Here is a 25,918-nt window from a genome sequence, read left to right on the forward strand (position 1 = left end):
TGGCCCGTACCATTTTGGGTAGATCATCACATAACCGTGTTGGGCGCCCGCCAATTGAGCTGTGGCACTTGCTGGTTGAAATGTAGGTTGTCAAGGAAACGGCTGGGGACCCTGCAAACACAGAAAGTCTTTCATCGCACGATTCGTTATGTTATAATATATCGCATAAGTTCTATTATGGAACCTACCGCTCAATGGCGGGCAGGCGAGGTCACTCTCCAGGGTTTTCTTTCGCCCGTGACGCTGCTACGTTCATTATATGTTCCGGTCATCCTTTGCGCTTCGATCTTGGGATGTATCCTCTTTTTTCGAGCTATAGACAGATGGCAGCGACATATCTGGAAAAACTAAATGATCGCCAGCGCGAGGCGATCGAGCATGGCATAGGCCTGGCCGACGGTTCAGTTGGCGGGCCACTGCTCATCATCGCCGGCGCCGGGAGCGGCAAAACCAATACGCTGGCCCACCGCGTCGCACATCTGATCGTCAATGGCGCCGATCCGCGTCGCATCCTCCTGATGACCTTTTCGCGACGCGCGGCGGCGGAGATGGGGCGCCGCGTGCAGCGGATCTGCCGGCAAGTGCTCGGCGACAATTCGGCCGTCATGGCGGACGCCATGGCCTGGGCCGGCACCTTCCACGGCATCGGTGCGCGGCTCTTGCGGATGTATGCTGAGCAGATCGGCCTCAACGTCGACTTCACGATTCATGACCGTGAGGACAGCGCGGACCTTATGAACCTCGTCCGCCACGAGCTTGGCTTCTCGAAGATGGAAACCCGGTTTCCAACCAAGGGCACATGCCTTGCTATCTATTCGCGCGTAGTCAATTCGGAAAGCTCGATCAACGAGGTTCTGAAATCGTCCTATCCCTATGTGATGGGCTGGGAGGAGCAGGTGAAGCAACTTTTCGCCGGCTATGTCGAGGCGAAACAGGCGCAGAACGTGCTCGATTACGACGACCTGCTGCTCTACTGGGCGCAGGTCATGTCCGACCCCGAGCTTGCCGACGACATCGGCGGCCGGTTCGATCACGTCCTTGTCGACGAATACCAGGACACCAACCGCCTGCAGGCGTCAATTTTGATGGGTCTCAAGCCCGGCGGCCGCGGCCTGACAGTCGTCGGCGACGATGCCCAGTCGATCTATTCGTTTCGAGCGGCGACGGTGCGCAATATCCTCGATTTCCCGAAGAAGTTCTCACCAAAACCGGCCGACGTGATCACGCTCGATCGCAATTATCGCTCAACGCAGCCGATCCTCGCGGCGGCCAACGGCGTGATCGATCTTGCCCGCGAGCGTTTCACGAAGAACCTCTGGACGGATCGGAAATCCGAACAAAAGCCGATGCTCGTCACCGTCAAGGACGAGACCGACCAGGCCAACTACATTGTCGAGCAGGTGCTGGCGAACCGCGAAGTCGGCATGACCTTAAAGCAGCAGGCGGTGCTCTTCCGGACATCGAGCCATAGCGGTGCGCTGGAGGTGGAGCTCACGCGTCAGAATATCCCGTTCGTGAAGTTCGGCGGCCTGAAGTTCCTCGACAGCGCGCATGTGAAAGACCTCCTGGCAACGTTGCGCTTTGCGCAGAACCCGCGAGACCGCGTCGCCGGCTTCCGCCTCCTGCAGATGCTGCCGGGCATTGGTCCGCAGACGGCCGGCAAGATCCTCGACACGATCGCGGCCGATCCCGAACCACTCCAATCGCTTGCGGAGATCCCGCCGCCGCCCAAGACGGGTGAGGATTGGCCCGCCTTTGTCACCTTGCTCACAGCCCTCCGCAAAGTCGAGGGCGGATGGCCTGGAGAAATCGGCCTCGCACGTCTCTGGTACGAACCGCATCTCGATCGCATTCACGAGGATGCCGATACCCGCAAGGCCGACCTCATCCAGCTCGAGCAGATCGCCGGTGGATATCCCAACCGCGAACGCTTCCTCACCGAACTGACGCTTGACCCGCCGGATGCCACCAGTGGCCAGGCCGGCGTGCCCCTGCTCGACGAGGACTATCTGATCCTCTCGACAATCCATTCCGCAAAGGGGCAGGAATGGCGCGCCGTTTACATGCTTAACGTCGTCGACGGCTGCATTCCCTCGGATCTCGGCACAGGCACGACCGCGGAACTCGAGGAGGAGCGCCGGCTGCTCTATGTCGGGATGACGCGGGCGCGCGACAAACTCACCCTTCTCACGCCGCAACGGTTCTTCACGCACGGACAGAACGCCCAAGGCGACCGTCATGTCTATGCGTCGCGGACGCGCTTCATCCCGGCCACGCTCCTGCAGTTCTTCGAGGGGACGAGTTGGCCAAAGGTCTCGGCGGCCGCCAGCGAGCGCAGCGCCAAGCAGATCCGCATCGATGTCACCGCGCGCATGCGATCGATGTGGAAATGACATGAGCGCGGACGGCGACAACCCGATAAGGAAGATCATCCATGTCGATATGGATGCCTTCTATGCGTCGGTCGAACAGCGCGACAATCCAGAGCTTCGCGGAATGCCAGTCGCCGTCGGTGGCTCAGCAGCGCGCGGCGTCGTTGCCGCGGCGAGCTACGAGGCGCGCGCCTTCGGCGTTCGATCGGCCCTGCCATCGGTAACGGCGAAAAGGCGCTGCCCGGACCTGATTTTTGTGCCGCCGCGCTTCGACACCTATCGCGCGGTCTCCGCTTAAATTCGCGAGATCTTTGCCGAACACACAGACTTGATTGAACCGCTCTCCTTGGACGAAGCCTATCTGGACGTGACCGAAAACAAGCAGGGAATTCCAATCGCCACCGAGATCGCGACAATCATCCGGGCGCGCATCAAGGAGGTCACTGGCCTCAACGCATCCGCCGGCATCTCCTATTGCAAATTCTTGGCGAAAATGGCCTCGGACCTCAACAAGCCCAATGGCCAAGCAGTAATTTTACCGAAGAATGGTCCGGGGTTTGTTGAAGCGCTCGCGGTCAAGAAATTCCACGGCGTCGGGCCGGCGACAGCCGCCAAGATGGAGCGGCTTGGCATCCTGACCGGTGCGGATCTCAAGGCAAAATCGCTTTCCTGGCTACAGGAGCATTTCGGTAAGTCGGGTGCTTGGTACTACAATATCTCCCGCGGCATCGATAACCGGGCCGTGCAACCGGATCGGCCGCGCAAGTCCGTTGGCGCCGAGGACACCTTCATTGTCGACATTGTCGATCTCGCCGCCGCCCGCGCCGAAATCCCACCGCTTGCCGCCAAGGTCTGGCGTCATTGCGGTGCCAAGGGCCTCCATGGGCGGACCGTGACGCTGAAAGTCAAATATGCCGACTTCCAGATTATCACCCGCAGCAGGACGACGTCGACGTCGATCGGCCGGCTTGATGATCTCGAAGCAATCGCGCAATCGCTCCTTGAGCCGTTGTTCCCTACGCCAAAAGGCATACGCCTGCTCGGCATCACGCTATCGTCTTTCATGGATGACGAGGAAACCGCGGCGGACCAATTGGAGTTGCAGATCTAGCCGCGCCTCCAGTCTGCAGTCGAAATCCGGACGCAGCGCCTTACATTGCAAATGCAGCGCGCCGCGAGGTGCTGTAGATGCTGATCATTCGGAGGAGCCATGTGCAACGATTACCGGCTAATGGTCGAACTGGCCTCGGTCATCGAGGAGTTCGAGCATCGCAAGATCAAGATCCGCTTTCCCGAGGGGCGTCCCAATATCGAGGCGCGCGAGGATATCAAGATCACCGATACTGCGCCGATTGTCCGGACTATCGAAGGCGAGCGCGGAGCCGGGGAACTGGTTCAGCGCCGGTGGAGCTGGCCGAGCCCGACGAGAAAACCGGTCTATAACTTTCGCTCTGAGGGCCGCGAGTTCGCCTCCAACCGCTGCCTCATCGTCGCCGATGGCTTCTACGAGTTCACCGCGCCGGCCGACCCGAAGAAGAAGCGGAAGGACAAGTGGCTGTTCCGCAAGACCGGCGAGCCCATCTTTGCCATTGCCGGCATCTGGCGCGAGACCGAGGACGTCGGCGAGGCGTTCACCATGCTGACGATGGAACCGGGGCCGGATATCGCTCCCTACCATGACCGTCAGATCGTCATTCTCGAACAGGAGAGTTGGGCCGATTGGCTCGATAGTTCGGTTTCCGCAAAGGCGTTGATCAAACCGCTTCCGAAAGGCTCCTTATCGGTGGAGCAGGTGGGGTAGATCGGTCCGATCGGAAAACAAGGCCGTTCAGCCTGAGACGGCAACATACGCCGGGCGCTTCCCATCTTCTCTCGGGCCCCTATTGCGGGCGGGAATCGCCCCATCCCGAGCTCTCGGCAGTAGTCCTCCGCAGCGCGTATCGCCTCCCGCTGGTTTGGAAAGGGGCTTTGAGGAACCCTGATTTGCCGCGCAACTGGATGAACACGCCCTTGCTGAGGACGTCGTACAGAATCTGCATGCCATCTTCGTATTTCACGATATCATATCCCGGTGGTCGTTCGGCACGAGAGAGCGCCGAGGCGGGCGGCATGAAATCATCCGTCGCGGTCCCCGGCGTGCTCAACTGTAAACGTGGCTGCAAACCCGTCGCACGGCCGCTTGTTCCCAGACGAACTGTGATTTGGGGGGTAAGAAAATGAGCAACGGTATCTTTGCACCCGACGAGCTTTCGACAATGAAGGACGTTTACGAGGAGATCACTTCGCAACCATGGTTCAGCCGAGATCCCGAGGCGAGAAGGGCGTTTGCGCGATATCTGCTCGACGCCTATCCAGGCGGGACCTATCGACCGGGCCTTGATCGACCGCTCCTCGAATCCATCGCCCGTGAGCACTACGGTCGTCGCGATCCCTGAGGGCTCGTCTCGGCGATCGCCGCGAGCGGACCTTTTAATTTCCACCACCTGTTTCCCGGAACGATCATCGATCGTCGTAAGGAGACTGCGTGAAGATTGCCACCTACAATGTCAACGGCGTGATTGGCCGGCTACCGGTGCTGCTTCGATGGCTGAAGGAGGACGCGCCGGATGTGGTCTGCCTTCAGGAACTCAAGGCAACGGACGAGACTTTTCCGCGGCGCGAGCTGCAGAACCTCGGTTACGAGGGCATATCGCACGGCCAGAAAAGCTCGAACGGCGTAGCGATACTTGCCAAGGGCACGCTTCCGGTTTTGACACGCCGCGAACTCCCGGGCGATCCCGACGATACGCACAGCCGCTATATCGAAGCAGCCATCAACGGGATCCTTGTCGGCTGCCTCTATCTCCCGAACGGCAATCCCGCGCCCGGCCCGAAGTTCGACTACAAGCTGCGCTGGTTCGAGCGCCTGCATGCCTATGCCGCCGAGCTAATCGACCTCGATATTCCGGCCCTGCTGGTCGGCGACTACAATGTGATGCCGACCGATCTCGACGTTTATGCACCGGAGCGCTGGCGCGATGACGCATTGTTTCGCCCGGAGGTTCGCGAGGCCTATGGCGATCTCGTCGCGCAAGGGTGGATGGATGCGATCCGTCATCTCCATCCCGATGAGCGCATCTACACATTCTGGAAATATTGGAGACATTCCTTCGAGCGCGATGCAGGGCTGCGGATCGATCATTTCCTGCTCAGCCCGACCATCGCACCGTGGCTGAGGTCGGCCAGTGTCCGACGCACGCCGCGAAGCTGGGAGCACACCAGCGATCACGCCCCCGTCATGATCGAGATCGATCTGCCGGCGGATGCGGATTAGGCGGGCGGCTGAGAAACCATCCGTCTCTCGCGTGACCGTGCTGTCCGCCTTGCCTCACGCAGTTCCTCGATGGTGGGGAGCCACCAACCTCGTTGACGCTCCCTTTCCGTCGGCTCGACCTTTGACGCCCACGTGTGGATAAGCTCTTCGAGCGAGGGAACGCGCCAGGCTCCCCAGACGCGATCACCGTGAAAGTCCGGATAGAGATCGCTGATCTCACCTGGGTCGACGAGCTCACCGGTGACGTCGTCCACGACGATGATACCATAGAGCGCGGTCGCGACCGGACGATCCAGTGGCGGCAGATCCTCGGCCGGAAGCGGGATGCGTCTCCGCTTTCGCTCGGCTGTGCGACGGCGGGCTATTCTTTCTTCATCGGTGCCCTTGCGCGCTTCGGCGCGCTTGCGCCTTTCCTCTGGCTCGCAGCGCTGCGCCTCCGCTTCAATGGCCTGCCAGTGATCGACAAGATCGTCATAGGAAGAAAAGGGCACGCGCCAGGCCTTTTCGGCGCCGTCCCACCGGGCGAAGGGAACTTGCCGGATTTCCTCGACGAGTTTGCGCGAATAGGGCGTCCTAACGCGAAACCCGTCCCTGTCGACGCTGAGATAGGGGCTGAGGATTGGTTCGAAGGCATAGGCGTCCCTCCCCTTCGCTTCGGCATAGGGGTCGAGGCGGGATTGCTCTCTCGCCATCCAGCGATCGATGCGTCGGCGGGCCGTCTTGCCAGGGAGGATCCACGCCTTTCGCCGGTCACTCCAGCGAGCCCGCGGGAACGTCTCGCGAAACCGCTGCACCGTCATCCGGTCGAACGGGAACGCGACGGCGGCATGCTCGCCGTCCTCTTCGGCCTTATGGCCGATCTCGCGTTCCTCGTCCATGGCGTCACCGTGCTCAGGATAGCAGGCACTCAGTGCTTTGTATGCCGATCGCCCCGGTCGCCTTCACCGGGCTTGGCCTCGGTTTTCGCCTTGTGGCGGCGGTCGGCGGACAGGGATCGTCCGACATTGACGCTTTCCTTGAACTGGCCCTTCTCGTCACGACGGACATAGCGCCTGTCGGTTCCGGTATCGATGGTCTCACGCTTCGTCATTACAATATTCCTTTCCGGTGGTGGTCCGGGAAGAACGCACGGAACGGCAAGAAAGATGCAGCGAATCAAGGACATATTGCAGACTCGCAATGAGGGAGGCGCGCCGCCCCTAAGTCATTGATTTCCGATTCATTTTTGAATCGGAACAAATTCGCAAGTGATTCGCTTGACTCGCGTTGGTTGCGTCGAGTCGGGAGTTTCGAGATGGCCCAGCGTGCTCAGTGGAAAGGCTTCATCAAATTCGGCGAGGTGAGCTGTGGCGTCGGTCTATACACGGCGGCGAGCACCTCCGAGCGCATCTCCTTCCACACGATCAACAAAAAGACCGGCAACCGCGTCAACCGCATCTTTATCGACAGCGATACCGGCAAGGAAGTCGACCGCGAGGACCAGACCAAGGGCTTCGAGATCGAGAATGGCCAATACATCATGATCGATCCCGAGGAGGTCGCTGCGACGATCCCGGAAAGCAACAAGACGCTGACGGTCGAAGCCTTCATTCCCTGCGCCGGCGTCGACGACGTCTATTTCGACAAGCCGTATTATCTCGTGCCGACCGATCGGGTCTCCTCCGATGCCTTCACTGCGCTGCGCGACGCTATGGAGAAATCCAAAGTCGCTGCGGTGGGGCGCACTGTCCTGTTCCGCCGAATACGGACGGTGCTGATCCGTGCGCATGGCAAGGGGATGATCGCCACGACCATGCAATACGACTACGAGGTTCGCTCGTCGGATAAGGCGTTCGAAGAGATGCCAAAACTGAAGATCAAGGGCGAGATGCTGGATCTTGCGAAGCATATCATCGCGACGAAGAAAGGGACCTTCGATCCGGCCGAATTCGACGATCGTTACGAAGCGGCAGTTGCCGAGCTGGTGAAAGCGAAGATCGAAGGCAAGGCGTTGCCGAAGCGCAAGGAGGTCAAGGTCTCGAAACCCGACGACCTGCTGGCCGCGTTGCGCGAGAGCGCGAAGATGCTCAAGGCCGGCGACGACAAGCCGAAGCGCGCCGCCGCCAATGCCAACAAGGGCACCGGTCGCAAGCCGGCAGCCCGGTCGGCGGCCTCGAAGGCGCGCAGCCCGGCCGCCGCGCAGCGTAAAGCTGGTTGAGGAGAGAACTCATGGCACCGCGCCCTTATTGGAAAGGCTATCTGAAGCTCTCTCTCGTCACCTGCCCTGTGTCCATGTCGCCGGCGACGTCGGAGAGCGAGAAGGTCCGCTTCCACACCTTGAACAAGGCGACCGGCAACCGTGTCGCCTCACAATATGTCGATGCCGTCACCAGGAAGCCCGTCAAATACGACGACGAGGTGAAGGGTTATGCCCGCGGCGAGAACGACTACGTGCTCCTCACCGACGACGATCTCGACGCCGTCGCCCTTGATACGGTCAAGACCATCGACATCGAGAAATTCGTGCCACGCGACAGCATCGAATGGATTTATCTGGAAAAGCCGCATTATCTGGTGCCGGAGGATCCGGTCGGTCATGAGGCGTTCGCCGTCATTCGCGACGCGATGGCGGCCGACAAGGTGTTCGGCGTCTCCAAGCTGGTGATTGGCCGGCGCGAGCGCGCCGTCGTGCTCGAACCGCGCGGCGAGGGCATCGTGCTCTGGACGCTGCGTTTCGGCGACGAGGTTCGGCCGGAGGAATCCTATTTCGAGGATATCGACGATAAGGCCGACCCCGAGCTTATTCCGTTGGTGCAGAAGTTCATCAAGCAGCACACGAAGGAATGGTCGCCCGACATGGTATCCGACCCGGTGCAGGACGCCCTGCTCGATATCATCGCCAAAAAGAAGAAGGCGCTGAGACCATCGCGAAAGGGCAAGGCCAAGGGCGACGACCGCCCGTCGGGCGGGAATGTCATCGACATCATGGATGCGCTGCGCAAGAGTCTCGCCGCAGGCGAGAAAGGCAAGCGTGCATCCTGAATTCTTCGCGCAAGGCACCTATGTTCGGACTCTCCGCATGTGATGGACACCGATGAAACGAAAGCGCCAATCCGCCATCCCCCTTTACGACGAGTCCCGCGAGACGCTGCAGTCGCGTCCGGTGCGCAAGCGCCACCCCGAGCAGCCGAGCCTGCCGTTCGATCCGATGCCCGACCGCGTTGAGCCATGCCTCGCCCTGCTCCGGTCGACGCCGCCGGAAGGCCCTGACTGGCTGTACGAACTCAAATGGGACGGCTATCGCCTGGCCATTCATATCGAGCCGAAGGGCGTGCGGATCATCACACGCGGCGGCCATGACTGGACCCACCGCTTTCCCGTGATCGCCGCGGACGCCAGGAAACTTGGCGTGGGGACCGCCATCCTCGATGGCGAAGCCGTTGTCCTCAACAAGGCGGGTCATTCGGATTTCGGAGCGCTGCAGCGCTCGCTTGGTGGGCGCGGCGGAAAGCGCGCCTCGACCGAAGCAGTGTTCTTCGCCTTCGACCTCCTCTATTTCGACGGCCACGATCTGGCCAGGACCGAGCTCGCCGTCCGCCGGCATCTGCTCGAAGACTTCCTCGACGGAACGGTTGGCGCGGTGCAGCTCTCGGAGGAAGCTCATGGCGGCGGAACGGAGCTTCTGGCAAACGCCTGCAGAATGGGTCTTGAGGGCATCATCGCCAAGCATCGCGATCGTCCTTATCGGTCCGGCCGCACCGGCGACTGGATCAAGATCAAGTGCATCCAGAGCGAGAGCTTCATGATCGTCGGCTACGAGCAGTCGGAAGCGGCACGCGGCGGCATCGGGAGCCTGTTGCTGGCGGCTCGCAAGGGCGACGGCTGGGTGTCGGTCGGCTCGGTCGGGACGGGCTTCAAGACCGCCGACGCCGAATATCTGCGCAAGACGCTCGACAAGCTCAAGACCAAAAAGCCGGTCGTGCCTCTGAAGGGAAAGAACTACGTCTTCGCCCGGCCGACGCTCATCGCCGAGATCGAGTTTAGAGGCTGGACCGACGACGGCAATCTACGCCACGCCTCCTACAAGGGGCTGCGCGAAATCCAGGACAATGCCGCGGTGTTCGATAGGGCCGCGGCGGGCGGCCGCCGCTGATCATCGCTGCCGATCCAGATCGGCGTGATCGAGTCCGAAGTGATCGAGCACCAGTTGCAGATTGCGCCGATTGGATTTGAAGTAGACGTCGAAGACGTCGCCGAGCACCGGCACGCTTCCGGCAACCGTATCGAAGCCCACATTGACCAGCATCCTGAAGAGCGTCTCCTTCGGCACGCCGAGACGGCGTGCCTCGTTGACGATGAAGAGGCTGACAGCGGCAGCGCCGAAGTCGCCGATGCCGGGGATCAGGCCAAGAACGGAGTCGGCGCCAAGCGAGACGCCCGTGCCCGGAATTCTCAAGGCGGTATCCATCAACCTGGCCAAGCCCCGTATCCGGCGAAGACGCATCAAGTGATCGATCGGGATGTCATGCTTCATGCCGGATCGCGATCCCCCTGCCCTGTCCCGCGCTCATGCAGCGGCCTTTTGCTTGCCGAGCCGCTTGATGGCTTGATCCAACGGACGCTGTCCATCGCAATAATCCTCCCAGGCTGCCGTTTTCTTCAGAAGCGCCGGGACCGTGCGGATCGTGAAGCGCTTCGGATCGAGGTCGGATTTGACCTGCGTCCAAGTGAGCGGCATCGAGACGGTGGCGCCCGGCCGCGCGCGCGGTGAAAGCGGCGCCACGGCGGTCGCCATGCGATCGTTGCGCAGGTAGTCGAGGAAGATCCGCCCACCGCGCAGGCTCTTGGTCATCTTGATCAGATATAGGTCCGGATTGTCGCGGGCCATCTCCTGGCAGACGTCATGCGCAAAACCCTTGGCCTCCGCCCAGGACAGCGGCTTGCGTTTGTTGATGGCGAGCGGTGTGACGACATGGAGCCCCTTGCCGCCGGTGGTCTTGCAGAAGCTGATGAGACCGAGATTGTCCAGCCGGTCGCGCATCTCGCGCGCGGCAGCGACGACCGTGGAGAAATCCACGTCAGGACCGGGATCCAGATCGAAGACGAGGCGGCCCGGCACCTCCGGCTGGCCGGGCTCGCAGTTCCAGGGATGCAGTTCGATGCCGCCGATCTGGGCGATGGCGACCAGCCCTTCGACGCGATCGACCTGCAAATACGGCTTCTTGTCGCCGAAGACCTTGACCAGTTCCAGCAGGTTCGACGTGCCGGGCATGGCGTGCCGCTGGAAGAACTGCTCGCCGCCGATCCCGTCGGGCGCGCGAATGATCGAACATGGCCGGCCCTTCACATGGTCGATGAGCCAGGAACCGACGGCCTCGTGATAACGGGCGAGATCTTCCTTGGTGACCGGCTCGCCATCGCCGGCGTCCGGCCAGAGCGGCTTGTCGGGATTGGAGATGAGCACGCCCATGACCTCGGCTTTTGCGCCCTTGCGGCGGCTGGGCTTTTCCTTTGCGACGGCCGCCGGGTCTGGTGTCTCGGCCTTGATAGGCGAAGAAGGTTTCTCGGCCTCGACCTCCGCCGCCGGTTTATCTTCCCGCAGGCCCTTGAAGGCTGCCTGGCGCACAAGGCCGTCCGCAGTCCAGCCGGCGAACTCGATCTCGGCGACGAGTTCGGGTTTCAGCCAGACGACTTCTTTTTCCTTCTTTGGCGCACCGATCCCGGTGAAGGGAGATGTGTCCGTCTCCACGGCTTTCAGCATGGGCAGCAGCGTCCCGACGGTCTTGGCGCCATAGCCCGTTCCCACCCGGCCGACATAGACGAAATGGTTCCCGCGGTTAACGCCGACCAGCAGCGAGCGGAATTTGCCGTTTGTCTTGGCGTAGCCGCCGATCACGACCTCGTGGCCCGCCCGGCATTTTGATTTCGCCCAGGTGTCGGTGCGGCCGGATCGGTAGGGCGCGTCCGCCTGCTTGGAGACGATGCCCTCCAGCGAGAGCTTGCACGCGGACCGCAGCACCGCATCGCCCCCGGTTTCGAAATGCTCCACGAAGCGCAGATGCGGGTCGTCGGTGGCATCTCCGAGAAGATCTCGCAGCCGCGATTTCCGCTCGGTCAGCGGTTTTTCCCGTAAATCCTCGCCGCCGTCGAACAGCAGGTCAAAGGCGAAATAAACGAGGTTACCTGTGTTCTTCTCCGACAATGCCGCCTGTAGCGCGGCGAAGTCAGGGGCACCATTGTCGTCGAGGGCACAGATCTCGCCATCGATGATGCAGTCGGGAAGCGACGTGGCAACCTCGGCGATCTCGGGATATCTGGCGGTCCAGTCCAGGCCCTTGCGGGTCTTCAGCGTCACCTTCCCGTCGGAGACCCGCATCTGGATGCGATAGCCGTCGAACTTGATCTCGTGCAGCCAGCTGTCGCCGGCGGGCGGGCGGTCCAGCGTCTCGCAAAGCTGCGGCGGGATGAAGTCGGGCAGGTCGGCGGCCGTGGAAGTCGCAACATCTTTGAGGGTCTTCTTCTTCCGCTCATCAGCGGCGAGGCCGTGCTTGCTATCCCAGACGGCATCTGCCTCGACATCGCCGCTCGCCATGATGAACGGCTTCGGCTTGCGGCCCTTGCCGGCGGCGATCTGATCCATCGTGCGCCCGGATGCGACGGAGGTCATGTTCTCATCGAGGATTGCCGCGCCGTTCTCTCCCACCGAATGGTCGTCATGGTGCTTGATCAGCAGCCAATTGGTGCGCTTGCCACCGTCGCGGTCGTGACGCATCCGAACGAGCACGAAGCTTCCGTGCAGCCGCTTGCCGTGCAGCACGAACTTGAAGTCGCCCTTCTTCATCGCCTCTTCCGGCGACTTGCCGCCCTCCGGCTCCCAGTAGCCCCGATCCCAGAGCATGACCGTGCCGCCACCATATTGGCCCTTCGGGATCGTGCCTTCGAAATCACCATAGTCGAGCGGGTGGTCCTCGACCTCGACCGCGAGCCGCTTGTCGCTCGGATCGAGCGACGGCCCCTTGGTTACCGCCCAGGATTTGAACACGCCGTCGAGTTCGAGGCGGAGATCGTAATGGAGCCGGGTGGCATCGTGCTTCTGGATGATGAAACGTAGCCGGTTCGACGGTTTGACCTCGGTCGATCCGCTCGGTTCCTGCGTCTGCCTGAAATCCCGCTTCTTCTTGTAGGTTGAGAGCTTGTCAGCCACCATCATCGACCTCGTTCGATTTCGCATTGCCGATCCCGACAGAAGGTCAGGCCACGTCGAGACGAAAACCCCCCGCGAAGGATTCTTGTTCCCGCCGCGCCGCGCATGTCAGGTTGCGAGTATCTCGCGTGGCGAATATGCTCGCGGTCGGCGAAACGCCGCTCAGCTTACGAGGATCTTCATGGCGATTGGTACGGTCAAGTTTTTCAATCAGGACAAGGGTTTCGGGTTCATCACGCCCGACGACGGCGGACAGGATGTCTTTGTCCATGTCTCCGGCGTGATCGCCGGCGGGCCCCTGCGCGACGGTTCGAAGGTCAGTTATGACCTCGGCCAGGACCGCAAGACCGGCAAGTCGAAAGCGGAAAACGTTCGCGCGCTCTGATCGACGCGGCAAGGGCGGCGGCTAGTCGATGCCCCCGCCGAGCAATTCAGGGGTAACGGGATCTGGCTCGCCGGCAAAGAAGCGCTCGAGGGCCAGACGAAACCTCTCGCCCTCCTCGCCGGCAGCTTTGCTGAACGGCGTCATCGACGAGCGGAATTTTAGGTCATCAGGCGAGCCGAAAATCTCATGGGCGGAACGGCCGGCTACCCCGAGCACCGCATCGACCGCTCGCGCCAATCTGTTGGCCAGCACGGGATGCCGGAGATAGTAGCAGGCCTCCGCGATAGAGGAAATTCCATAGAAGTTCGCAGTCGGAGACCGCCGCAGCGCGCCCGCGTCCTCATGCTTCGGGGGAATTGGCGCGCGCCCATGCCTCTGGACGCCTGCCCTTGATAATCTGCTCGATTTGCGATCGACATTCTTCCGGGTAGAATGTGACGGGGTTGCGGGACAGGCAAACAAAGACGGTCGCCATATCGGCGGCGATTACCTCGTCCACGCCGAATAGCTCCGTGAGGTCGAACCCGCCATGAGTGTCTGCGTTCCACCATGCCAGGATGAAGTTGGCCACCTTGCGAGATTGGCCGGTGTCGCCGCGACCGATCTTCAGCAGTCGCTCGAAAGCGGCGCGCTCATGTGCACTCATCCCCATATTTGCCCCTCCGTCACGTCTTGATTATTTACAGCAGAACTTAGGACTTTCGCTACAACCATGAGACAATTCGTTCCGTTATACGTGCACCTCATCGATCCTTAAAAATTTAAACTACCGCTTGAGCTCCTCCTTTATGAAATCGCCGATATGACTCGGCGTCAACGTCCGGTTTCGGAGTCCTTCTGCGATCGCCCCACGATTTCTTTGAATTTCGCTCGTTGTGCTGGCGTCTAAGACTTCATGTCTTCGGCCAGTTCGTCAAGCTCGGCTTGACGCTCGATTTCGCTTGCGGCGATCTCTTCATCGTAGTCTTTCTGGACTCGGGCAAGATACCCCTCACGCTGCGCATCGGCAGTGTCGCGCTGGTGATAAGCCTGCGCCATCGCTCTGGTATGGAACGTTTTGTATTGCTCTAGAGGTGCTGGCCATGGGGTGCGACCAGGAGACGCTCGCATGTGGCCTACCTCTTTCAGAACGTCGGCCTCGACCTTCGATAGTTGGGCATCGGCCTCTTCGAGATCACGATAATTTCGGTCCCGCTGCGCTGGCAGTTTCTCTAGCCTCTCCCGGATGCGAGCCATGTTCGTTTGCACTGGATACGAATCCACGCCGTGGCCCGGATAATATTTTTGAGCGAATGCCGCAGGGTCGCGCGCAAACTCGTTCCAACGCGCTTCATATTGCAGGGCGTTGAACTCCGTCGCGTCGATCCAACCTCTCGCCTCCTGGACTTTCATTTGCGCAGCCCGGATGCGGGCAGCTAGCCTCTTAGGAATGGGAGGCAATGACAAAGGTAGCTCCATCTCATCGAGAGTGATTTAAAGGCACAACAATAGAAGTTCTTCAAAATTGCGATTTCGTTCATGGGTCTTTGGGCCGGGATGCCGCTAGTAATCGTTTAAGCTGCGCATCCATTCGAGCATCGCGCTCCCCGAAGGTGATCGCGAATTGCTCTCCAGTTGGGCTGTTTACAAGTGCAGCCAGATTGCGAAGGTTAAGGTGAAGTTGCTCGACGCGAGGCATGAGCGGACGCAAGACCTTCGCGTCAACTCGAACAAGTCGACCGGCGAACTCGCCTGAACCGATTTCCCAGCGCACGAGGGTACGCTCTGGGCCAAAGCGGATAATTGGATTGTGTGCCCAGGTATTGCGCACGTCTGCGAGGATCTCAACCTCCGTCATGAGCGCATTGAAAGGGCCGGCGAGTTCCGCATGCAATTTGGCATGGAGCGTCTCGCGGACAAGGCGGACCCGTTGCTTTAGACCGGCCGTCTGCTTGTAAAATTCTTTCCGGCGCTTCACCTCGCTTCCAGGTTTTCCAAGAATATACAGAGTGAAGAGATCGACCTCGATGTAAGCTGTCCAGGCCATCATCTCACCGAGAAGGGCGATCTCGTCATTGGGAATGTCATTGATGGGGTATAGAGGGTCTAGAAAATGGATTGGAGATCCGTTCTTGGAATTTCTAAACAATAAACCGCAGAAACACCATTACATACCTATCTTTTACCTAAAAAGATGGGCTTTAGCTCCTGACCTGAGCAGGAATGAAACCCTTCCGCTCGCCAGGGTTAGCACCCGGACCTGCGAAGATTTGGAGGTTTACCGCTTTGGCAAACTCCAGAGGCGGCTCCTTGTTGTCGAGGACTATTATCTGCATAGAAGGATTGAGAGCCGCTAGGCTCTCCCAGAATTTCGGCTCGATTGTTGGCTCAATGCGGTCACTTTCCGCTTCAACGACAGATTGCCCACCACGCTGTTTCACGGTCGTCAAAGGAGAGTCAAGGACGAGAAACCCCGGATGAGGCCTCCCGCGGCTGTGACAATACCTCAACAACGCGACCGAAAGGGCAGCGTGGAGCACAGCGCGGAATCCCTTCCCATGTGCGCGGCGGAACTTGCCATTGACCTTGATGTCGTACTGGCTTTCCTCGAACTCTACCCTGACATCGTCCTTCCAAGACCAATCTCTCAGGACAGCTTCGATCTCCTTGCAGAGTTCCGTCGTCGCCATCGGGTCGAGAGGAGCCCATTTCAGTTTTTTCGGCGGTTCCTCGATGGCCCGTTCAAGCTCTGCCTTCAGCCCCTCTAGCCGGGCCGCTTCAGTCCGGTCGGCACGGGTCGACTGTAGTTCAAGCCGCCGCTTGACCAACTGGTCAAGCGAGGCCTTGGTTTGTTGTCGTGCTGGAGCCAAAACGACGTCCTGGAGCCTGTCGATCTCCCTTAGCCGGTCCGCGTCCTCGCGAGCACCTTTGTGCCAACCGTCACGCCGTTTTTGTAAGTCCGATATGGCGTTCTTGAGATCGGCCTGCAAGCCGCGTATTTTAGCCGCTTCGGCCGACGCCGAAGCGTAAACCTCATCGGAACTGAACTTAGGTCCCGGCTGATCCGGGTGATCGTGTTCAGCGCCTTCGAGCGCCTGTCCGCAGAGAGGACATGCGCTAGTCTGCAAGCCGTCCAGGTAATAGGAACCCTCGGCAATGAAATCGAGGCGCTGAAGGTCTGATGAGTACCTGTCGTCTAACAAACGGTAGCGGGTGAGCATCGCGTCGAGGGCGACGACTTGGGTCTCTGACTTCACAAGAGACTGGTAGACGGCCACGCGCTCCGAATGCAATCGCGTCCGTTCGGTGGCGTTCTGCTCCAAGGTGTCCGACAATCTTGCTATGGTACCTTCGAGACGCTCTATGCTCTCTTCCTCTTCAGCTTCCACATGATCCTTCAACCGGGCATGCAAGGGAGCAAGAAGGTCGGCGAGGAGATCGCGCTGCGCCTTCAGCTTGGCGGATATGATCTCGCGCTTCTCTTGGGCAACGATGCTCGCGTCGTCCTTTCCGGTCAGGAGATAGGAAAACATTCGTTTTTCAGCGGTGTCACTGAACCCACCCCTTAAAATCGGGGAACTTTCGGTTATAATGGCCTCTTCATCGACGAGGAAGATCGGCAACAAAGTGCGGATTGACAGGCGTTGAATCTCGCCGTCACTATTCTTCCTCAGCTTCACCGTCTCTGGCAGACCAAAAAAGGGAAACACCCTCGCGGTGACATCTGGATCAACAGATCGCCCTTGACGTTTCGACGCCAAGGTCTCGCCCTGATTGTTGCCATTCCGGATATGGTCATCTGGAGATCGGGGGAGTTCGAAATAGTCGTCGCTGATCAAGTCGCCAATGGGCTGGGAGTAGGCAATGACTTCGCCACCCTGAAGGCTCCGCTCCAAGGTAAGGACATCGTCCGCTTCGTTCCTGAACTCGAGCCATACAGTCTCGTATGCGGCGGCTTCGTCTATCGTCTTGGTCAGCTGATCGGCACCCAAGACATAGTCGACCAGTCTCAGGAGATAGCTCTTTCCGGTGTCGGAATCGCCGGACACAACGTTGGGGCCAGGATCAAAGCGGATCACCGCGTCAATCTGTCCTCGCCCAGTCATCCTTATCTCGGCAATACGAGACATTACAGATCAACGTCCTTCAATGCTGAGAGTGTGTCGAATTCTGCGCCCCATTCTCCAACTTGTGCGGCCATGTACGACTGCAAGCGTTCGTCGGTATAGGAATCGAACCGCTCGGCGAGCCATTTTGCCCGATCGCGAAGTCCTTCGGCGTATGACGTTTTGAGAAGGCCTACAAAAGCAGACGTGAGGTCCGAGCCCGAATAGTAGATTCCCAGATCGGTCATGTTTCTGATTACCAGCTCGCGAGCGCACATGAGCGACAGACCCGTGTCGACGACCTGGCGCTTGATCACCCATTCCGCCCCGCGGTTAGGCACCGCGGGATGAAGGCTTGGGTAGGACGTGTCGACGTCGCCTGAGTGGACGAGCAGATAGTCGTAACTTATCAGCCTTTGCACGTCGAATAAGGCCGGGCGAGACGCCGATAGAATGAACAGGAGCCTGAAACCACATTCGACTGGCGTATTGAACAAGCGCGGCGGTTGCGGTCTCGGCGCAAGCTTTGCCGCCTCACTCATTCTGGCACCACTTGGCGATGCCGTCATTGGCAAGATGATGGCATATACCTTCGCGATCCAATGGCTTGAGGTGAGGGTCGAGGACATGACCGCTAACAACCTGCGCCTGCGCGGCATTGATCGTCAAACGAAGGCGTTCGTGTCCGCTGGAAGCGGGACCGTTATAGGTATGATAGAGGCCGTCGCCAAATTGCGACACCAGATCGTGGAAAAACTCGACTTGCTGCATTTGATCGTGGGCGAGACGCTTTAGGCCCTCAGCGCTATAGAACGTGATGCGCGACCGCTCGAACAACGTGGCCGATTTTGAATGGCCCGCGAAATCTGCCTCTGCCCTCACGGGAGCGGAGATCATTTCGCTGATCACTTCGAAGAGCTGCTGAACGTAGGTCCGCTCCTCTTCTGTTATGGACGACGGCGGTGCGGGAGCGGGCGGTCGCTCGATCAATGGCTTGCCGAACACGATGTCATGAAAATTGGTCTGAGCATGCTCTTCGAGTATATCCAGGGGTTGCTTCACCTTGACAATCGAGAGGTCTGCCTTCTTTACGAAATCCAGCAACTTGCCTTCAAGCTTGATCTTGGTTTTCTTGGCGATTCCTTCTGCACAATATTCGTCCCAATTCGCGATCAGCTCATCTTTCAACTTCTTGGGATCATCGACTAGGTCCTGCAAGTCACCGGTTACGCCCTTCCGCGTCACAAACCAGTATTCTTTCGGCAGCGTGTATTTTCCGATGGATGCGAAATAGAGTACCTTCCCTATCTCCTCGAACGCGACCCCTTTACCGATTTTGTTGGCGTAGCGCTTGCACTGGTAGAGATGCCAAAATCGGTCGGGAGCCCCGGGCTTACCAAACCAAACGACGATGTCACGTCCTTTGTCCCCCGCCCCTCCACGTTGCTGGACATCGGTCACGCCGGGCAGCTTCTCCTTGAGGTAGCCATGAGCCCATTCGAGAACGAACCGCTCGAAGTCATCGGCGCTGAACAAACCCAAGCGATCTAAGGGTTTCACCGGTAGTCCGTATCCGACGCCGACACCCAGAAGCCTAGCATTCGCGCCGGGCCACTTGGTCGGAATGTCAACGGGCTTGAGTTGGTCTGTCAAAAAAGTCCTCCGGAGAGTATGCTCATTACAGTGCCCGCCCCAACGACACAAGCCAGAGGTGTAGCCCCACCTGTTCGAACTCCCCCACGAAATGGCGTTTCGCTCGGCATAGCCATCTCCGATCAGGAGAGCAGGAACGCCAAACTTTCTAAATGTCAGGATTCGCGGTTTGACCTACAAGCCGACAGATATAGCACTCGAGCCTCAGAAAACAGGCGCTGCATCTGCGGAACCGGCACTCATCTTTTTAGCCAAAGTTCCGAGGTCCTCTCCACCAAGACGCGGTCGGCCGGGAAGACCCGCTTCTGAAATGCCAGCAGGTCATCAAAGCTGCCCTGAAGCCACTGCCGGTATTCGTCGCGATGGAGCAGCACCGGCATACGCTCGTGAACCGGCGCGACCGCCTCGTTGGCATCGGTCACGACGCCGGAATAGACCGGCCCCCACTCATCGCTGACGCGCCAGAGGCCCGCCAAGCGAAGATCGGTTCCTCGCGAACACTGAACCAGGTTCTCGTCATCTTGCCTTTCTTAAGCACGTCATCCCGGCGCCGTGAAGCCTTGGACGGCGGTGTGCCGCTTTGCCATCGATCCCGTGTTCGCAGGACCTCGAACTTTTCGGACGGCGGCGGCTCGCGGTATTGGAACGCAATGACATCCTCGATCGATCCATGAAGCCAACGCTCGTATTCGTCCGGCTTCAGCAGGACCGGCATCCGATCGTTCAGGGGCCTGATCTTCTCGTTCGCCTTCATCGTCATGCCTGCGAAGACGGGTCCGAACTCCGGCGTGTTGCGGCAGAAGCCGGCCCAGGCGACCAGCGGCTGGCGATGAAGCGAGAACCACGTCCTCGTCTTCGACCCTTTGACCCGTCAGGATTGGCAAAGTGTGTTAGCGCTATCAGGCATCGATACTTGGCGTCGACGACAAGCCGATCCCACAGCGGATTGGTGAGGTCGGCAACGAGGCCAATGCGCCCCGGCGGCTCGCCTTTATGGCGCATCTCGCTGGTCTGCCGGGGAAAGCCCCAGGTTGGGGATTTCAGGAGGCGCAGGCCATCCTTTTCGAGCACGATCAGGCCAGGGGTGCCCTCGACGGTCTCGGAAGGAACGCTCGCTACCGAGGAAAGATTGACGCCGAAATGCTCGACGATTTCCTCAATCGGCCGAGATATAGAAAACAGGCGCGACAATTTCGGCCTCCGATCCAGTTTGGTTCCCCAAACTATCATGGGAACATACGAGGAACAATTGTCGGCCCTCGCGACGGCGAACCGCATAAGTTTTTTTGAAGTCGGCAAGCGCGTCGCCTCCGACCTCATGTCAATGATTCGCAAGCAAGAATCCCGCGCGGGCAAAAATGTGAGACAATTTTCCTATTTTCGGGTGGCTTGACTCTTTTTGCCGTGAGGAACAGATACAGAACAAATAGACCTGTACGACATGATGTCGCCTGCCAACACGAACCCGCTGGAGTCCGTGAACGATGAATGCTGCCCGAAACAGGGTGATAACCGAGCTGAGAGAGCGCATCGCCTCGATGGAGAGCCCTGCCTCGCGCAAAGCCGGTGCGTTGCCGTTTCAAGTGGCGGAGGTCGATGCCGCCCTGCCCGGCGGCGGTCTTGCCTACGGCGCGCTTCATGAGGTCTCGGGTGGCGGGGCCGGCGCGGTCGATGGCGCGGCGGCCGCGCTGTTCGCCGCCGGCATCGCGGCTCGAACGACGGGACCGATTGTCTGGTGCCTGACACGGCCGGACCTGTTTTTTCCGGCGCTGGCTCAGGTGGGACTGCATCCCGACCGCGTCTATTTCGTCGAGAGCGACAAGGAGGAAGATGTCCTGGCCAATGCCGAGGAGGCGCTTGCCTATGGCGGGCTCGGCGCCGTCGTCGCCGAGCTGGTGCGTCTGCCGATGGTGGCGAGCCGGCGGCTGCAGCTTGCCGCCGAAAAGACCGGGGCGATGGCGCTGGTTGTCCGGCGCTGGCGGCGGCCGACGGAGGCATCGGACTACGGCCAGCCGACCGCCTCGACCACACGATGGCGGGTGAGCGTACTTCCATCCGAGGAGTTACCGGTCCCTTGCGTCGGACGGCCGAACTGGCTTGTGGAAATTATGCGCGTGAAAGCGGGCGAGTGCGCTGAGTTTATCGTTGGAGCCTGTGATGCCTCGGGTCGTATCGATCTATCTACCGGACCTGCCCACCGACAGGATCAGGCGGGCCGATCCTTCGCTGCCGGCTGAGCAGCCCATCGCCGTCATCGCGCGCAGCGGTTCCCGGCGCTGGGTGGCCGCGGCCGACGCCGCCGCGCGGAAGGTCGGCGTGACGGTCGGGATGCCGGCGGCAAAAGCGCAGGCGCTGTTTCGCGATCTTATGCTGATCGATGCCGATCCGGCGGCCGACGCCGCTGCATTGGAACGCATCACGCTCTGGGCGCTGACGCAATATTCGCCGATCGTCGCGATGGATGCGCCAGACGGGATCGTGATGGACACCGAAGGCGCCGACCATCTGCAGGGCGGCGAGCAGCTCATGTTGACCGCGACCGCCAACCGGTTCCGGGGCAAATCCCTGACGGCCCGCGTCGCCATCGCCGACACCTGGGGCGCGGCGCATGCCTGCGCCCGTGTCATCGCCCGCGAAACCGTCATCGTGCCGCCGGGCGAAACGGCGCGCGCGGTCGAGCGTCTTCCAATTTCCCTGCTGCGCCTGCCCGAGCAAATCGTCGGCGATCTCAGAACTCTTGGCTTCCGAACGATCGGCCAGCTTTCCGCGACGCCGCGCGCGCCCCTCGCCCTCCGCTTCGGGCCGGAAATCGGCCGTCGGCTCGATCAGATGTATGGGCGCATGGCCGAGCCCATCGATCCCATCCGCACCCCGGATATTGTCGAGGTCAGCAAGGCCTTCGCCGAGCCCATCGGCGCGGCCGAGACCATCAACCGCTATGTCGCCGGCCTGGTGACGCAGCTCGTCGAAAAGCTGCAGCGCCGGGGGCACGGCGTTCGCCGCACCGACCTCATCGTCGAAAAGGTCGACGGCACACGACAGGCCATTCGCGCCGGCACGGCCAAGCCCTCGCGCGACGTCACATGGCTCACCAAGCTGTTTCGAGATAGGACGGAGAAGATCGAGCCCGGCTTCGGCATCGAGCGGCTGACGCTGGTCGCCGTCATGACCGAGCCGCTGGAAGAAGTTCAGAGGGCGTCCTCGCTGGTCGAAGACCAGATGACGGACGTCGTCCCCCTCATCGACGTCTTCGCCAATCGCGGCCAGCGGGTCTATCGCGTGATGCCGGTGGCAAGCGACGTTCCGGAGCGCAGCGTGCGGCGGATCGATCCTGCGGCGGTCGCCGCCGGCGCGACGTGGACCCAGCATTGGCCGCGGCCGGTCCGCCTGCTTTCCCGGCCGGAGCTGATCGAGGTGATCGCGCTCATGCCCGACCACCCTCCCGTATCCGTCACCTGGCGGGGCAAGCGCCGGCGCGTCAAGCGCGCCGACGGCCCGGAGCGTATATTCGGGGAATGGTGGACACGCGACGCGGAATATGAGGCGGTGCGCGACTATTTCGTCGTCGAGGACGAAACCGGCGAGCGCCTGTGGATCTTCCGCAGCGGCGACGGCGTCGATCCGGCGACCGGCTCGCATCGCTGGTTCGTGCATGGGATTTTCGCATGAGCTACGCCGAGCTTCAGGTGACCACCCATTTCTCGTTTCTGCGCGGGGCATCGTCGGCGCACGAGCTATTCCAGACGGCCAAGGCGCTCGGCATCTCGGCGCTCGGCGTGGTCGACCGCAATTCGCTCGCCGGCATCGTCCGGGCGCTGGAAGCGTCACGCGAGATGAAGATCCGGCTGGTCGTCGGCTGTCGGCTCGACCTTCAGGGCGGCATGTCGATCCTCGTCTATCCGACCGATCGCGCCGCCTATTCCCGGCTGACCCGGCTACTGACGCTCGGCAAATCTAGAGGCGGCAAGGCTAATTGCATCCTGCACCTCGATGACGTCGCCCAGTATGCGGAAGGGCTGATCGGCGTTCTCGTCCCAGATCTGGCGGACGAGACCTGCGCGGTGCAGCTCCGCAAGATGGCGGAGATTTTCGGGGGCCGCGCCTATATGGCTCTGACCTTGCGCCGCCGGCCGCGCGACCAGTTGCGGCTGCACAATCTGTCGAACCTCGCCACCCGCGTCGGGGTCCGCCCGGTGGTGACGAACGACGTGCTGTTTCATGATCCGGAGCGCCGCCAGCTGCAGGATGTCGTCAGCTGCATCCGGACCAACACCACCATCGACGATGTCGGCTTCGAACGCGAGCGCCATGCCGACCGCTATCTGAAACCGCCGGAGGAAATGGAACGGCTCTTTCCCCGATACAGGGAAGCGCTGGCGCGGACGATGGAGATCGTCGCGCGTTGCAAGTTCAGCCTCGAAGAGCTGACCTATCAGTATCCCGAGGAGGCTATCGTTCCCGGCAAGGACGCGCAGGCTTCGCTCGAGCATTATGTCTGGCAATGCGTTCCCGACCGATATCCGGAGGGCCTGCCGCCCAAGACGCTGCAGATCGTCCGGCACGAACTCGACCTGATCAAGGCGATGAAGTACGCGCCCTATTTCCTGACGGTGTTCTCCATCGTGCGGTTCGCGCGCTCGCAAGGCATCCTTTGCCAGGGGCGCGGATCGGCCGCCAATTCCGCCGTATGCTATATTCTCGGCATCACCTCCATCGATCCCGAGACCAACGACCTGCTGTTCGAGCGGTTTGTTTCTCGCGAGCGCGACGAGCCGCCGGACATCGATGTGGATTTTGAACATGCCAGGCGCGAAGAGGTCATCCAGTGGATTTACAAAACCTACGGGCATGACAAGGCGGCCCTGTGCGCGACCGTCACCCGTTACCGCGCCAAAGGCGCCATCCGGGATGTGGGCAAGGCGCTCGGCTTGCCGGAGGACGTGATCAAGGCGCTGTCGTCGGGCATGTGGTCGTGGTCGGAAGAAGTCAGCGATCGCAACGTCCGCGAACTCAACCTAAACCCGGAGGATCGGCGTCTCGTCCTGACGCTGAAGCTTGCCCAACAGCTGATGGGGGCGCCTCGCCATCTCGGTCAGCATCCCGGCGGCTTCGTCTTGACCAACGACCGCCTCGACGATCTCGTTCCCATCGAGCCGGCGACGATGAAGGATCGGCGGATTGTCGAATGGGACAAGGACGACGTCGAGGCGCTCAAGATCATGAAGGTCGATGTGCTCGCCCTCGGCATGTTGACCTGCATGAGCAAAGCCTTCGACCTGATCCGCGAGCACAAGGGCCGCGATCTCGATCTGGCGAAGATCGAGCCGGAGGACGCGCGGACCTATGAGATGATCCGTCGGGCCGACACGCTGGGCACCTTCCAGATCGAGAGCCGCGCGCAGATGTCGATGCTGCCCCGCATGAAACCCAGGACATTTTACGATCTCGTCATTCAGGTGGCTATCGTGCGGCCGGGTCCAATCCAGGGGGATATGGTCCATCCGTATCTCAGGCGGCGCGAAGGCAAGGAACAGCCGGAATATCCGACGCCGGAGCTCGAGGCGGTGCTGAGCAAGACGCTCGGCGTGCCGCTGTTTCAGGAATCCGCGATGCGGGTGGCAATGGTCTGCGCCGGATTTTCGGGGGGAGAGGCGGACCAGCTCCGGAAAAGCATGGCGACCTTCAAGTTCACTGGCGGCGTCTCGCGTTTCAAGGACAAGCTTGTGAACGGAATGATCGACAACGGCTATTCGGCGGAATTCGCCGACAAGACCTTCGGCCAGCTCGAAGGTTTTGGATCCTATGGTTTCCCCGAGTCGCACGCCGCGTCATTCGCATTGATCGCCTATGCGAGCAGCTTCATCAAATGCCACTATCCGGATGCTTTCTGCGCCGCCCTCTTGAATTCCCAGCCCATGGGTTTTTACGCTCCCGCCCAGATCGTTGGCGATTGCCGCCGGCATGGTGTCGAGGTGCGTCCGGTCTGCATCAACCGCTCCCGCTGGGACTGCACGCTCGAGCCGGTCGGGGATGGCGAGCGGCACGCCGTGCGTCTTGGAATGCGCATGGTGCGCGGGCTGGCGACCGCCGATGCCGCCAAAATCACTGCGGCGCGCGCCGACCAGCCGTTCGACAGCGTCGACGATATGTGGCGTCGCTCCGGCGTGCCGGCCGCTTCGCTCGTGGAGCTCGCCGAGGCCGACGCCTTTCTGCCTTCCCTTGGGCTTGAACGGCGCGACGCGATCTGGGCAATCAAGGCCCTGCGCGACGAGCCCCTCCCCCTCTTTGCCGCCGCGGCCGAGCGCGAAGCGCGCACCATTGCCGAGCAGCAGGAGCCGGATGTCGAATTGCGCCAGATGACCGAGGGCCACAATGTCATCGAGGACTACAGCCACACGGGATTGACGCTGCGCGAGCACCCCCTTTCCTTCCTCCGCCGAGATCTTGCCGAGCGGCGCATTGTGACCTGCCAGGAGGCGATGGCGGCGCGAGACGGGCGATGGCTGATGACCGCCGGCCTGGTGCTGGTCCGGCAAAAGCCGGGCAGCGCCAAGGGGGTGATGTTCATCACCATCGAGGACGAGACCGGCCCCGCGAATGTCGTGGTGTGGCCAAAGTTGTTCGAGCGGCGCCGGCGCGTCGTGCTCGGCTCATCCATGATGGCGATCAACGGCAGGATTCAGCGCGAAGGCGAGGTCGTGCATCTCATCGCCCAGCAGCTGTTCGATCTCTCCGTCGATCTGTCGAGCCTGTCGGAGCGCGATACCGAATTTCGGCTACCGGCCGGGCGCGGCGACGAGTTCGCCCATGGTGGCGGGCCGGACCCGCGCGATCGCCAGGCGCCGGCCGTGCGCCCACGCGACATGATCGTAAAAGACTTGCATATCGATACGCTGAAGGTGAAAGCCCGGAATTTTCACTAGCCAT

25 protein-coding genes and 1 pseudogene are annotated in these 25,918 nt (G+C 60.8%); 12 read left to right on the forward strand and 14 right to left on the reverse strand.

All coding sequences use genetic code 11. The features are described from left to right. Positions 1–323 precede the first annotated feature (323 nt). The 5 genes and pseudogenes from J0I79_RS03740 to xth all read left to right on the forward strand — a co-directional run bounded on the left by J0I79_RS03740 (position 324) and on the right by xth (position 5,685). Entirely contained in the window at positions 324–2,393 is a 2,070-nt protein-coding gene (locus J0I79_RS03740; protein WP_137934747.1) for an ATP-dependent helicase, read from the forward strand. Between the two features lies 1 nt (position 2,394). Then, a pseudogene (dinB, locus tag J0I79_RS03745) lies at positions 2,395–3,483 on the forward strand (DNA polymerase IV). 99 nt (positions 3,484–3,582) lie between these two features. Continuing rightward, complete coding sequence (locus tag J0I79_RS03750) at positions 3,583–4,173, forward strand: SOS response-associated peptidase (protein WP_137934748.1); 591 nt, start codon at positions 3,583–3,585, stop codon at positions 4,171–4,173. 415 nt (positions 4,174–4,588) lie between these two features. After that, positions 4,589–4,807, forward strand: coding sequence for a hypothetical protein (locus J0I79_RS03755; protein ID WP_137934749.1), 219 nt, complete (start codon positions 4,589–4,591; stop codon positions 4,805–4,807). An 89-nt stretch (positions 4,808–4,896) separates the two neighbouring features. Further along, positions 4,897–5,685 carry an exodeoxyribonuclease III gene (gene xth, locus J0I79_RS03760; RefSeq protein WP_137934750.1) on the forward strand — a complete coding sequence of 263 codons (789 nt, stop codon included), beginning with the start codon at positions 4,897–4,899 and terminating at the stop codon, positions 5,683–5,685. Here xth and J0I79_RS03765 read toward each other — a convergent pair. Then, a complete protein-coding gene (locus tag J0I79_RS03765; RefSeq protein ID WP_137934751.1) occupies positions 5,682–6,563 on the reverse strand; it encodes a hypothetical protein in 882 nt (293 codons plus the stop codon). The genes xth and J0I79_RS03765 overlap by 4 nt on opposite strands. 29 nt (positions 6,564–6,592) lie before the next feature. Continuing rightward, the gene (locus J0I79_RS03770; RefSeq protein WP_137934752.1) at positions 6,593–6,775 is read right to left on the reverse strand and encodes a hypothetical protein; all 183 of its coding nucleotides are present in this window, start codon (positions 6,773–6,775) and stop codon (positions 6,593–6,595) included. Positions 6,776–6,979: 204 nt separating this feature from the next. Here J0I79_RS03770 and J0I79_RS03775 point away from each other — a divergent pair, with 204 nt between their 5' ends. Genes J0I79_RS03775 through ligD (J0I79_RS03785) form a run of 3 tightly spaced genes read left to right on the forward strand, consistent with a single transcriptional unit; the run spans position 6,980 to position 9,817 of the window. Then, a complete protein-coding gene (locus J0I79_RS03775) occupies positions 6,980–7,882 on the forward strand; it encodes a Ku protein (protein ID WP_137934795.1) in 903 nt (300 codons plus the stop codon). Between the two features lie 11 nt (positions 7,883–7,893). Then, positions 7,894–8,706 (forward strand): Ku protein, encoded by an 813-nt coding sequence (locus J0I79_RS03780; RefSeq protein WP_137934753.1) that lies wholly within the window; start codon positions 7,894–7,896, stop codon positions 8,704–8,706. Positions 8,707–8,758: 52 nt separating this feature from the next. Beyond that, on the forward strand, positions 8,759–9,817 hold the full coding sequence (gene ligD / locus J0I79_RS03785; RefSeq protein WP_292855359.1) for a non-homologous end-joining DNA ligase: 1,059 nt from the start codon (positions 8,759–8,761) through the stop codon (positions 9,815–9,817). Here ligD (J0I79_RS03785) and J0I79_RS03790 read toward each other — a convergent pair whose 3' ends face one another. Both J0I79_RS03790 and ligD (J0I79_RS03795) read right to left on the reverse strand, forming a co-directional pair. After that, positions 9,818–10,198 carry a DUF4112 domain-containing protein gene (locus J0I79_RS03790; RefSeq protein WP_137934755.1) on the reverse strand — a complete coding sequence of 127 codons (381 nt, stop codon included), beginning with the start codon at positions 10,196–10,198 and terminating at the stop codon, positions 9,818–9,820. A 33-nt stretch (positions 10,199–10,231) separates the two neighbouring features. Then, positions 10,232–12,871 carry a DNA ligase D gene (ligD, locus tag J0I79_RS03795; protein ID WP_137934756.1) on the reverse strand — a complete coding sequence of 880 codons (2,640 nt, stop codon included), beginning with the start codon at positions 12,869–12,871 and terminating at the stop codon, positions 10,232–10,234. Between the two features lie 178 nt (positions 12,872–13,049). On the opposite strand from ligD (J0I79_RS03795), the gene J0I79_RS03800 reads away from it, so the two are divergent. Continuing rightward, positions 13,050–13,253, forward strand: a complete 204-nt coding sequence (locus J0I79_RS03800; protein ID WP_137934796.1) for a cold-shock protein — start codon at positions 13,050–13,052, stop codon at positions 13,251–13,253. 21 nt (positions 13,254–13,274) lie between these two features. On the opposite strand, the gene J0I79_RS03805 is transcribed toward J0I79_RS03800, so the two are convergent. The 10 genes from J0I79_RS03805 to J0I79_RS03845 all read right to left on the reverse strand — a co-directional run bounded on the left by J0I79_RS03805 (position 13,275) and on the right by J0I79_RS03845 (position 20,182). Continuing rightward, the gene (locus tag J0I79_RS03805; protein WP_210240496.1) at positions 13,275–13,610 is read right to left on the reverse strand and encodes a DUF1810 family protein; all 336 of its coding nucleotides are present in this window, start codon (positions 13,608–13,610) and stop codon (positions 13,275–13,277) included. Continuing rightward, positions 13,594–13,905, reverse strand: coding sequence for a hypothetical protein (locus J0I79_RS03810; protein WP_332313042.1), 312 nt, complete (start codon positions 13,903–13,905; stop codon positions 13,594–13,596). Before J0I79_RS03810 ends, J0I79_RS03805 begins: the two co-directional genes overlap by 17 nt. A gap of 233 nt (positions 13,906–14,138) precedes the next feature. Continuing rightward, positions 14,139–14,645: a hypothetical protein gene (locus J0I79_RS03815; protein WP_137934758.1), complete on the reverse strand. Its 507-nt coding sequence runs from the start codon at positions 14,643–14,645 to the stop codon at positions 14,139–14,141. A gap of 124 nt (positions 14,646–14,769) precedes the next feature. Beyond that, entirely contained in the window at positions 14,770–15,279 is a 510-nt protein-coding gene (locus J0I79_RS03820) for a hypothetical protein (RefSeq protein ID WP_137934759.1), read from the reverse strand. Between the two features lie 154 nt (positions 15,280–15,433). Then, the gene (locus J0I79_RS03825) at positions 15,434–17,362 is read right to left on the reverse strand and encodes a hypothetical protein (RefSeq protein WP_137934760.1); all 1,929 of its coding nucleotides are present in this window, start codon (positions 17,360–17,362) and stop codon (positions 15,434–15,436) included. Further along, positions 17,362–17,880 carry an ABC-three component system middle component 2 gene (locus tag J0I79_RS03830; protein WP_137934761.1) on the reverse strand — a complete coding sequence of 173 codons (519 nt, stop codon included), beginning with the start codon at positions 17,878–17,880 and terminating at the stop codon, positions 17,362–17,364. The genes J0I79_RS03825 and J0I79_RS03830 overlap by 1 nt, the downstream gene beginning before the upstream one ends. Next, positions 17,873–18,991, reverse strand: a complete 1,119-nt coding sequence (locus tag J0I79_RS03835; RefSeq protein ID WP_210240495.1) for an ABC-three component system protein — start codon at positions 18,989–18,991, stop codon at positions 17,873–17,875. Before J0I79_RS03835 ends, J0I79_RS03830 begins: the two co-directional genes overlap by 8 nt. Before the next feature lie 239 nt (positions 18,992–19,230). Then, positions 19,231–19,467 (reverse strand): SOS response-associated peptidase family protein, encoded by a 237-nt coding sequence (locus J0I79_RS03840; protein WP_232375838.1) that lies wholly within the window; start codon positions 19,465–19,467, stop codon positions 19,231–19,233. Then, positions 19,410–19,811, reverse strand: coding sequence for an SOS response-associated peptidase family protein (locus J0I79_RS35100; RefSeq protein ID WP_332313068.1), 402 nt, complete (start codon positions 19,809–19,811; stop codon positions 19,410–19,412). Before J0I79_RS35100 ends, J0I79_RS03840 begins: the two co-directional genes overlap by 58 nt. Next, positions 19,748–20,182, reverse strand: coding sequence for a hypothetical protein (locus J0I79_RS03845; protein WP_232375839.1), 435 nt, complete (start codon positions 20,180–20,182; stop codon positions 19,748–19,750). The genes J0I79_RS35100 and J0I79_RS03845 overlap by 64 nt, the downstream gene beginning before the upstream one ends. A gap of 293 nt (positions 20,183–20,475) precedes the next feature. On the opposite strand from J0I79_RS03845, the gene J0I79_RS03850 reads away from it, so the two are divergent. From J0I79_RS03850 to J0I79_RS03860, 3 genes are read left to right on the forward strand one after another with little or no spacing between them, the layout of a single operon-like run. Further along, complete coding sequence (locus J0I79_RS03850; RefSeq protein ID WP_137934762.1) at positions 20,476–21,228, forward strand: ImuA family protein; 753 nt, start codon at positions 20,476–20,478, stop codon at positions 21,226–21,228. Beyond that, the gene (locus J0I79_RS03855; RefSeq protein ID WP_171026490.1) at positions 21,149–22,660 is read left to right on the forward strand and encodes a DNA polymerase Y family protein; all 1,512 of its coding nucleotides are present in this window, start codon (positions 21,149–21,151) and stop codon (positions 22,658–22,660) included. Before J0I79_RS03850 ends, J0I79_RS03855 begins: the two co-directional genes overlap by 80 nt. Continuing rightward, positions 22,657–25,914, forward strand: coding sequence for an error-prone DNA polymerase (locus tag J0I79_RS03860; RefSeq protein ID WP_292855360.1), 3,258 nt, complete (start codon positions 22,657–22,659; stop codon positions 25,912–25,914). The genes J0I79_RS03855 and J0I79_RS03860 overlap by 4 nt, the downstream gene beginning before the upstream one ends. Positions 25,915–25,918: the final 4 nt, after the last annotated feature.

It is taken from the genome of Mesorhizobium sp. (assembly GCF_017306585.1).
Classification (GTDB): domain Bacteria; phylum Pseudomonadota; class Alphaproteobacteria; order Rhizobiales; family Rhizobiaceae; genus Mesorhizobium.

Bases quoted from the DNA above. Each gene is read 5' to 3' on its own strand.
- J0I79_RS03740 (WP_137934747.1), top strand. From the start codon at position 324: ATGGCAGCGACATATCTGGAAAAACTAAATGATCGCCAGCGCGAGGCG.
- J0I79_RS03750 (WP_137934748.1), top strand. From the start codon at position 3,583: ATGTGCAACGATTACCGGCTAATGGTCGAACTGGCCTCGGTCATCGAG.
- J0I79_RS03755 (WP_137934749.1), top strand. From the start codon at position 4,589: ATGAGCAACGGTATCTTTGCACCCGACGAGCTTTCGACAATGAAGGAC.
- J0I79_RS03765 (WP_137934751.1), bottom strand. From the start codon at position 6,563: ATGGACGAGGAACGCGAGATCGGCCATAAGGCCGAAGAGGACGGCGAG.
- J0I79_RS03770 (WP_137934752.1), bottom strand. From the start codon at position 6,775: ATGACGAAGCGTGAGACCATCGATACCGGAACCGACAGGCGCTATGTC.
- J0I79_RS03775 (WP_137934795.1), top strand. From the start codon at position 6,980: ATGGCCCAGCGTGCTCAGTGGAAAGGCTTCATCAAATTCGGCGAGGTG.
- J0I79_RS03780 (WP_137934753.1), top strand. From the start codon at position 7,894: ATGGCACCGCGCCCTTATTGGAAAGGCTATCTGAAGCTCTCTCTCGTC.
- ligD (WP_292855359.1), top strand. From the start codon at position 8,759: ATGAAACGAAAGCGCCAATCCGCCATCCCCCTTTACGACGAGTCCCGC.
- J0I79_RS03790 (WP_137934755.1), bottom strand. From the start codon at position 10,198: ATGAAGCATGACATCCCGATCGATCACTTGATGCGTCTTCGCCGGATA.
- ligD (WP_137934756.1), bottom strand. From the start codon at position 12,871: ATGGTGGCTGACAAGCTCTCAACCTACAAGAAGAAGCGGGATTTCAGG.
- J0I79_RS03800 (WP_137934796.1), top strand. From the start codon at position 13,050: ATGGCGATTGGTACGGTCAAGTTTTTCAATCAGGACAAGGGTTTCGGG.
- J0I79_RS03810 (WP_332313042.1), bottom strand. From the start codon at position 13,905: ATGGGGATGAGTGCACATGAGCGCGCCGCTTTCGAGCGACTGCTGAAG.
- J0I79_RS03815 (WP_137934758.1), bottom strand. From the start codon at position 14,645: ATGAAAGTCCAGGAGGCGAGAGGTTGGATCGACGCGACGGAGTTCAAC.
- J0I79_RS03820 (WP_137934759.1), bottom strand. From the start codon at position 15,279: ATGGCCTGGACAGCTTACATCGAGGTCGATCTCTTCACTCTGTATATT.
- J0I79_RS03825 (WP_137934760.1), bottom strand. From the start codon at position 17,362: ATGTCTCGTATTGCCGAGATAAGGATGACTGGGCGAGGACAGATTGAC.
- J0I79_RS03830 (WP_137934761.1), bottom strand. From the start codon at position 17,880: ATGAGTGAGGCGGCAAAGCTTGCGCCGAGACCGCAACCGCCGCGCTTG.
- J0I79_RS03850 (WP_137934762.1), top strand. From the start codon at position 20,476: ATGAATGCTGCCCGAAACAGGGTGATAACCGAGCTGAGAGAGCGCATC.
- J0I79_RS03855 (WP_171026490.1), top strand. From the start codon at position 21,149: ATGCCTCGGGTCGTATCGATCTATCTACCGGACCTGCCCACCGACAGG.
- J0I79_RS03860 (WP_292855360.1), top strand. From the start codon at position 22,657: ATGAGCTACGCCGAGCTTCAGGTGACCACCCATTTCTCGTTTCTGCGC.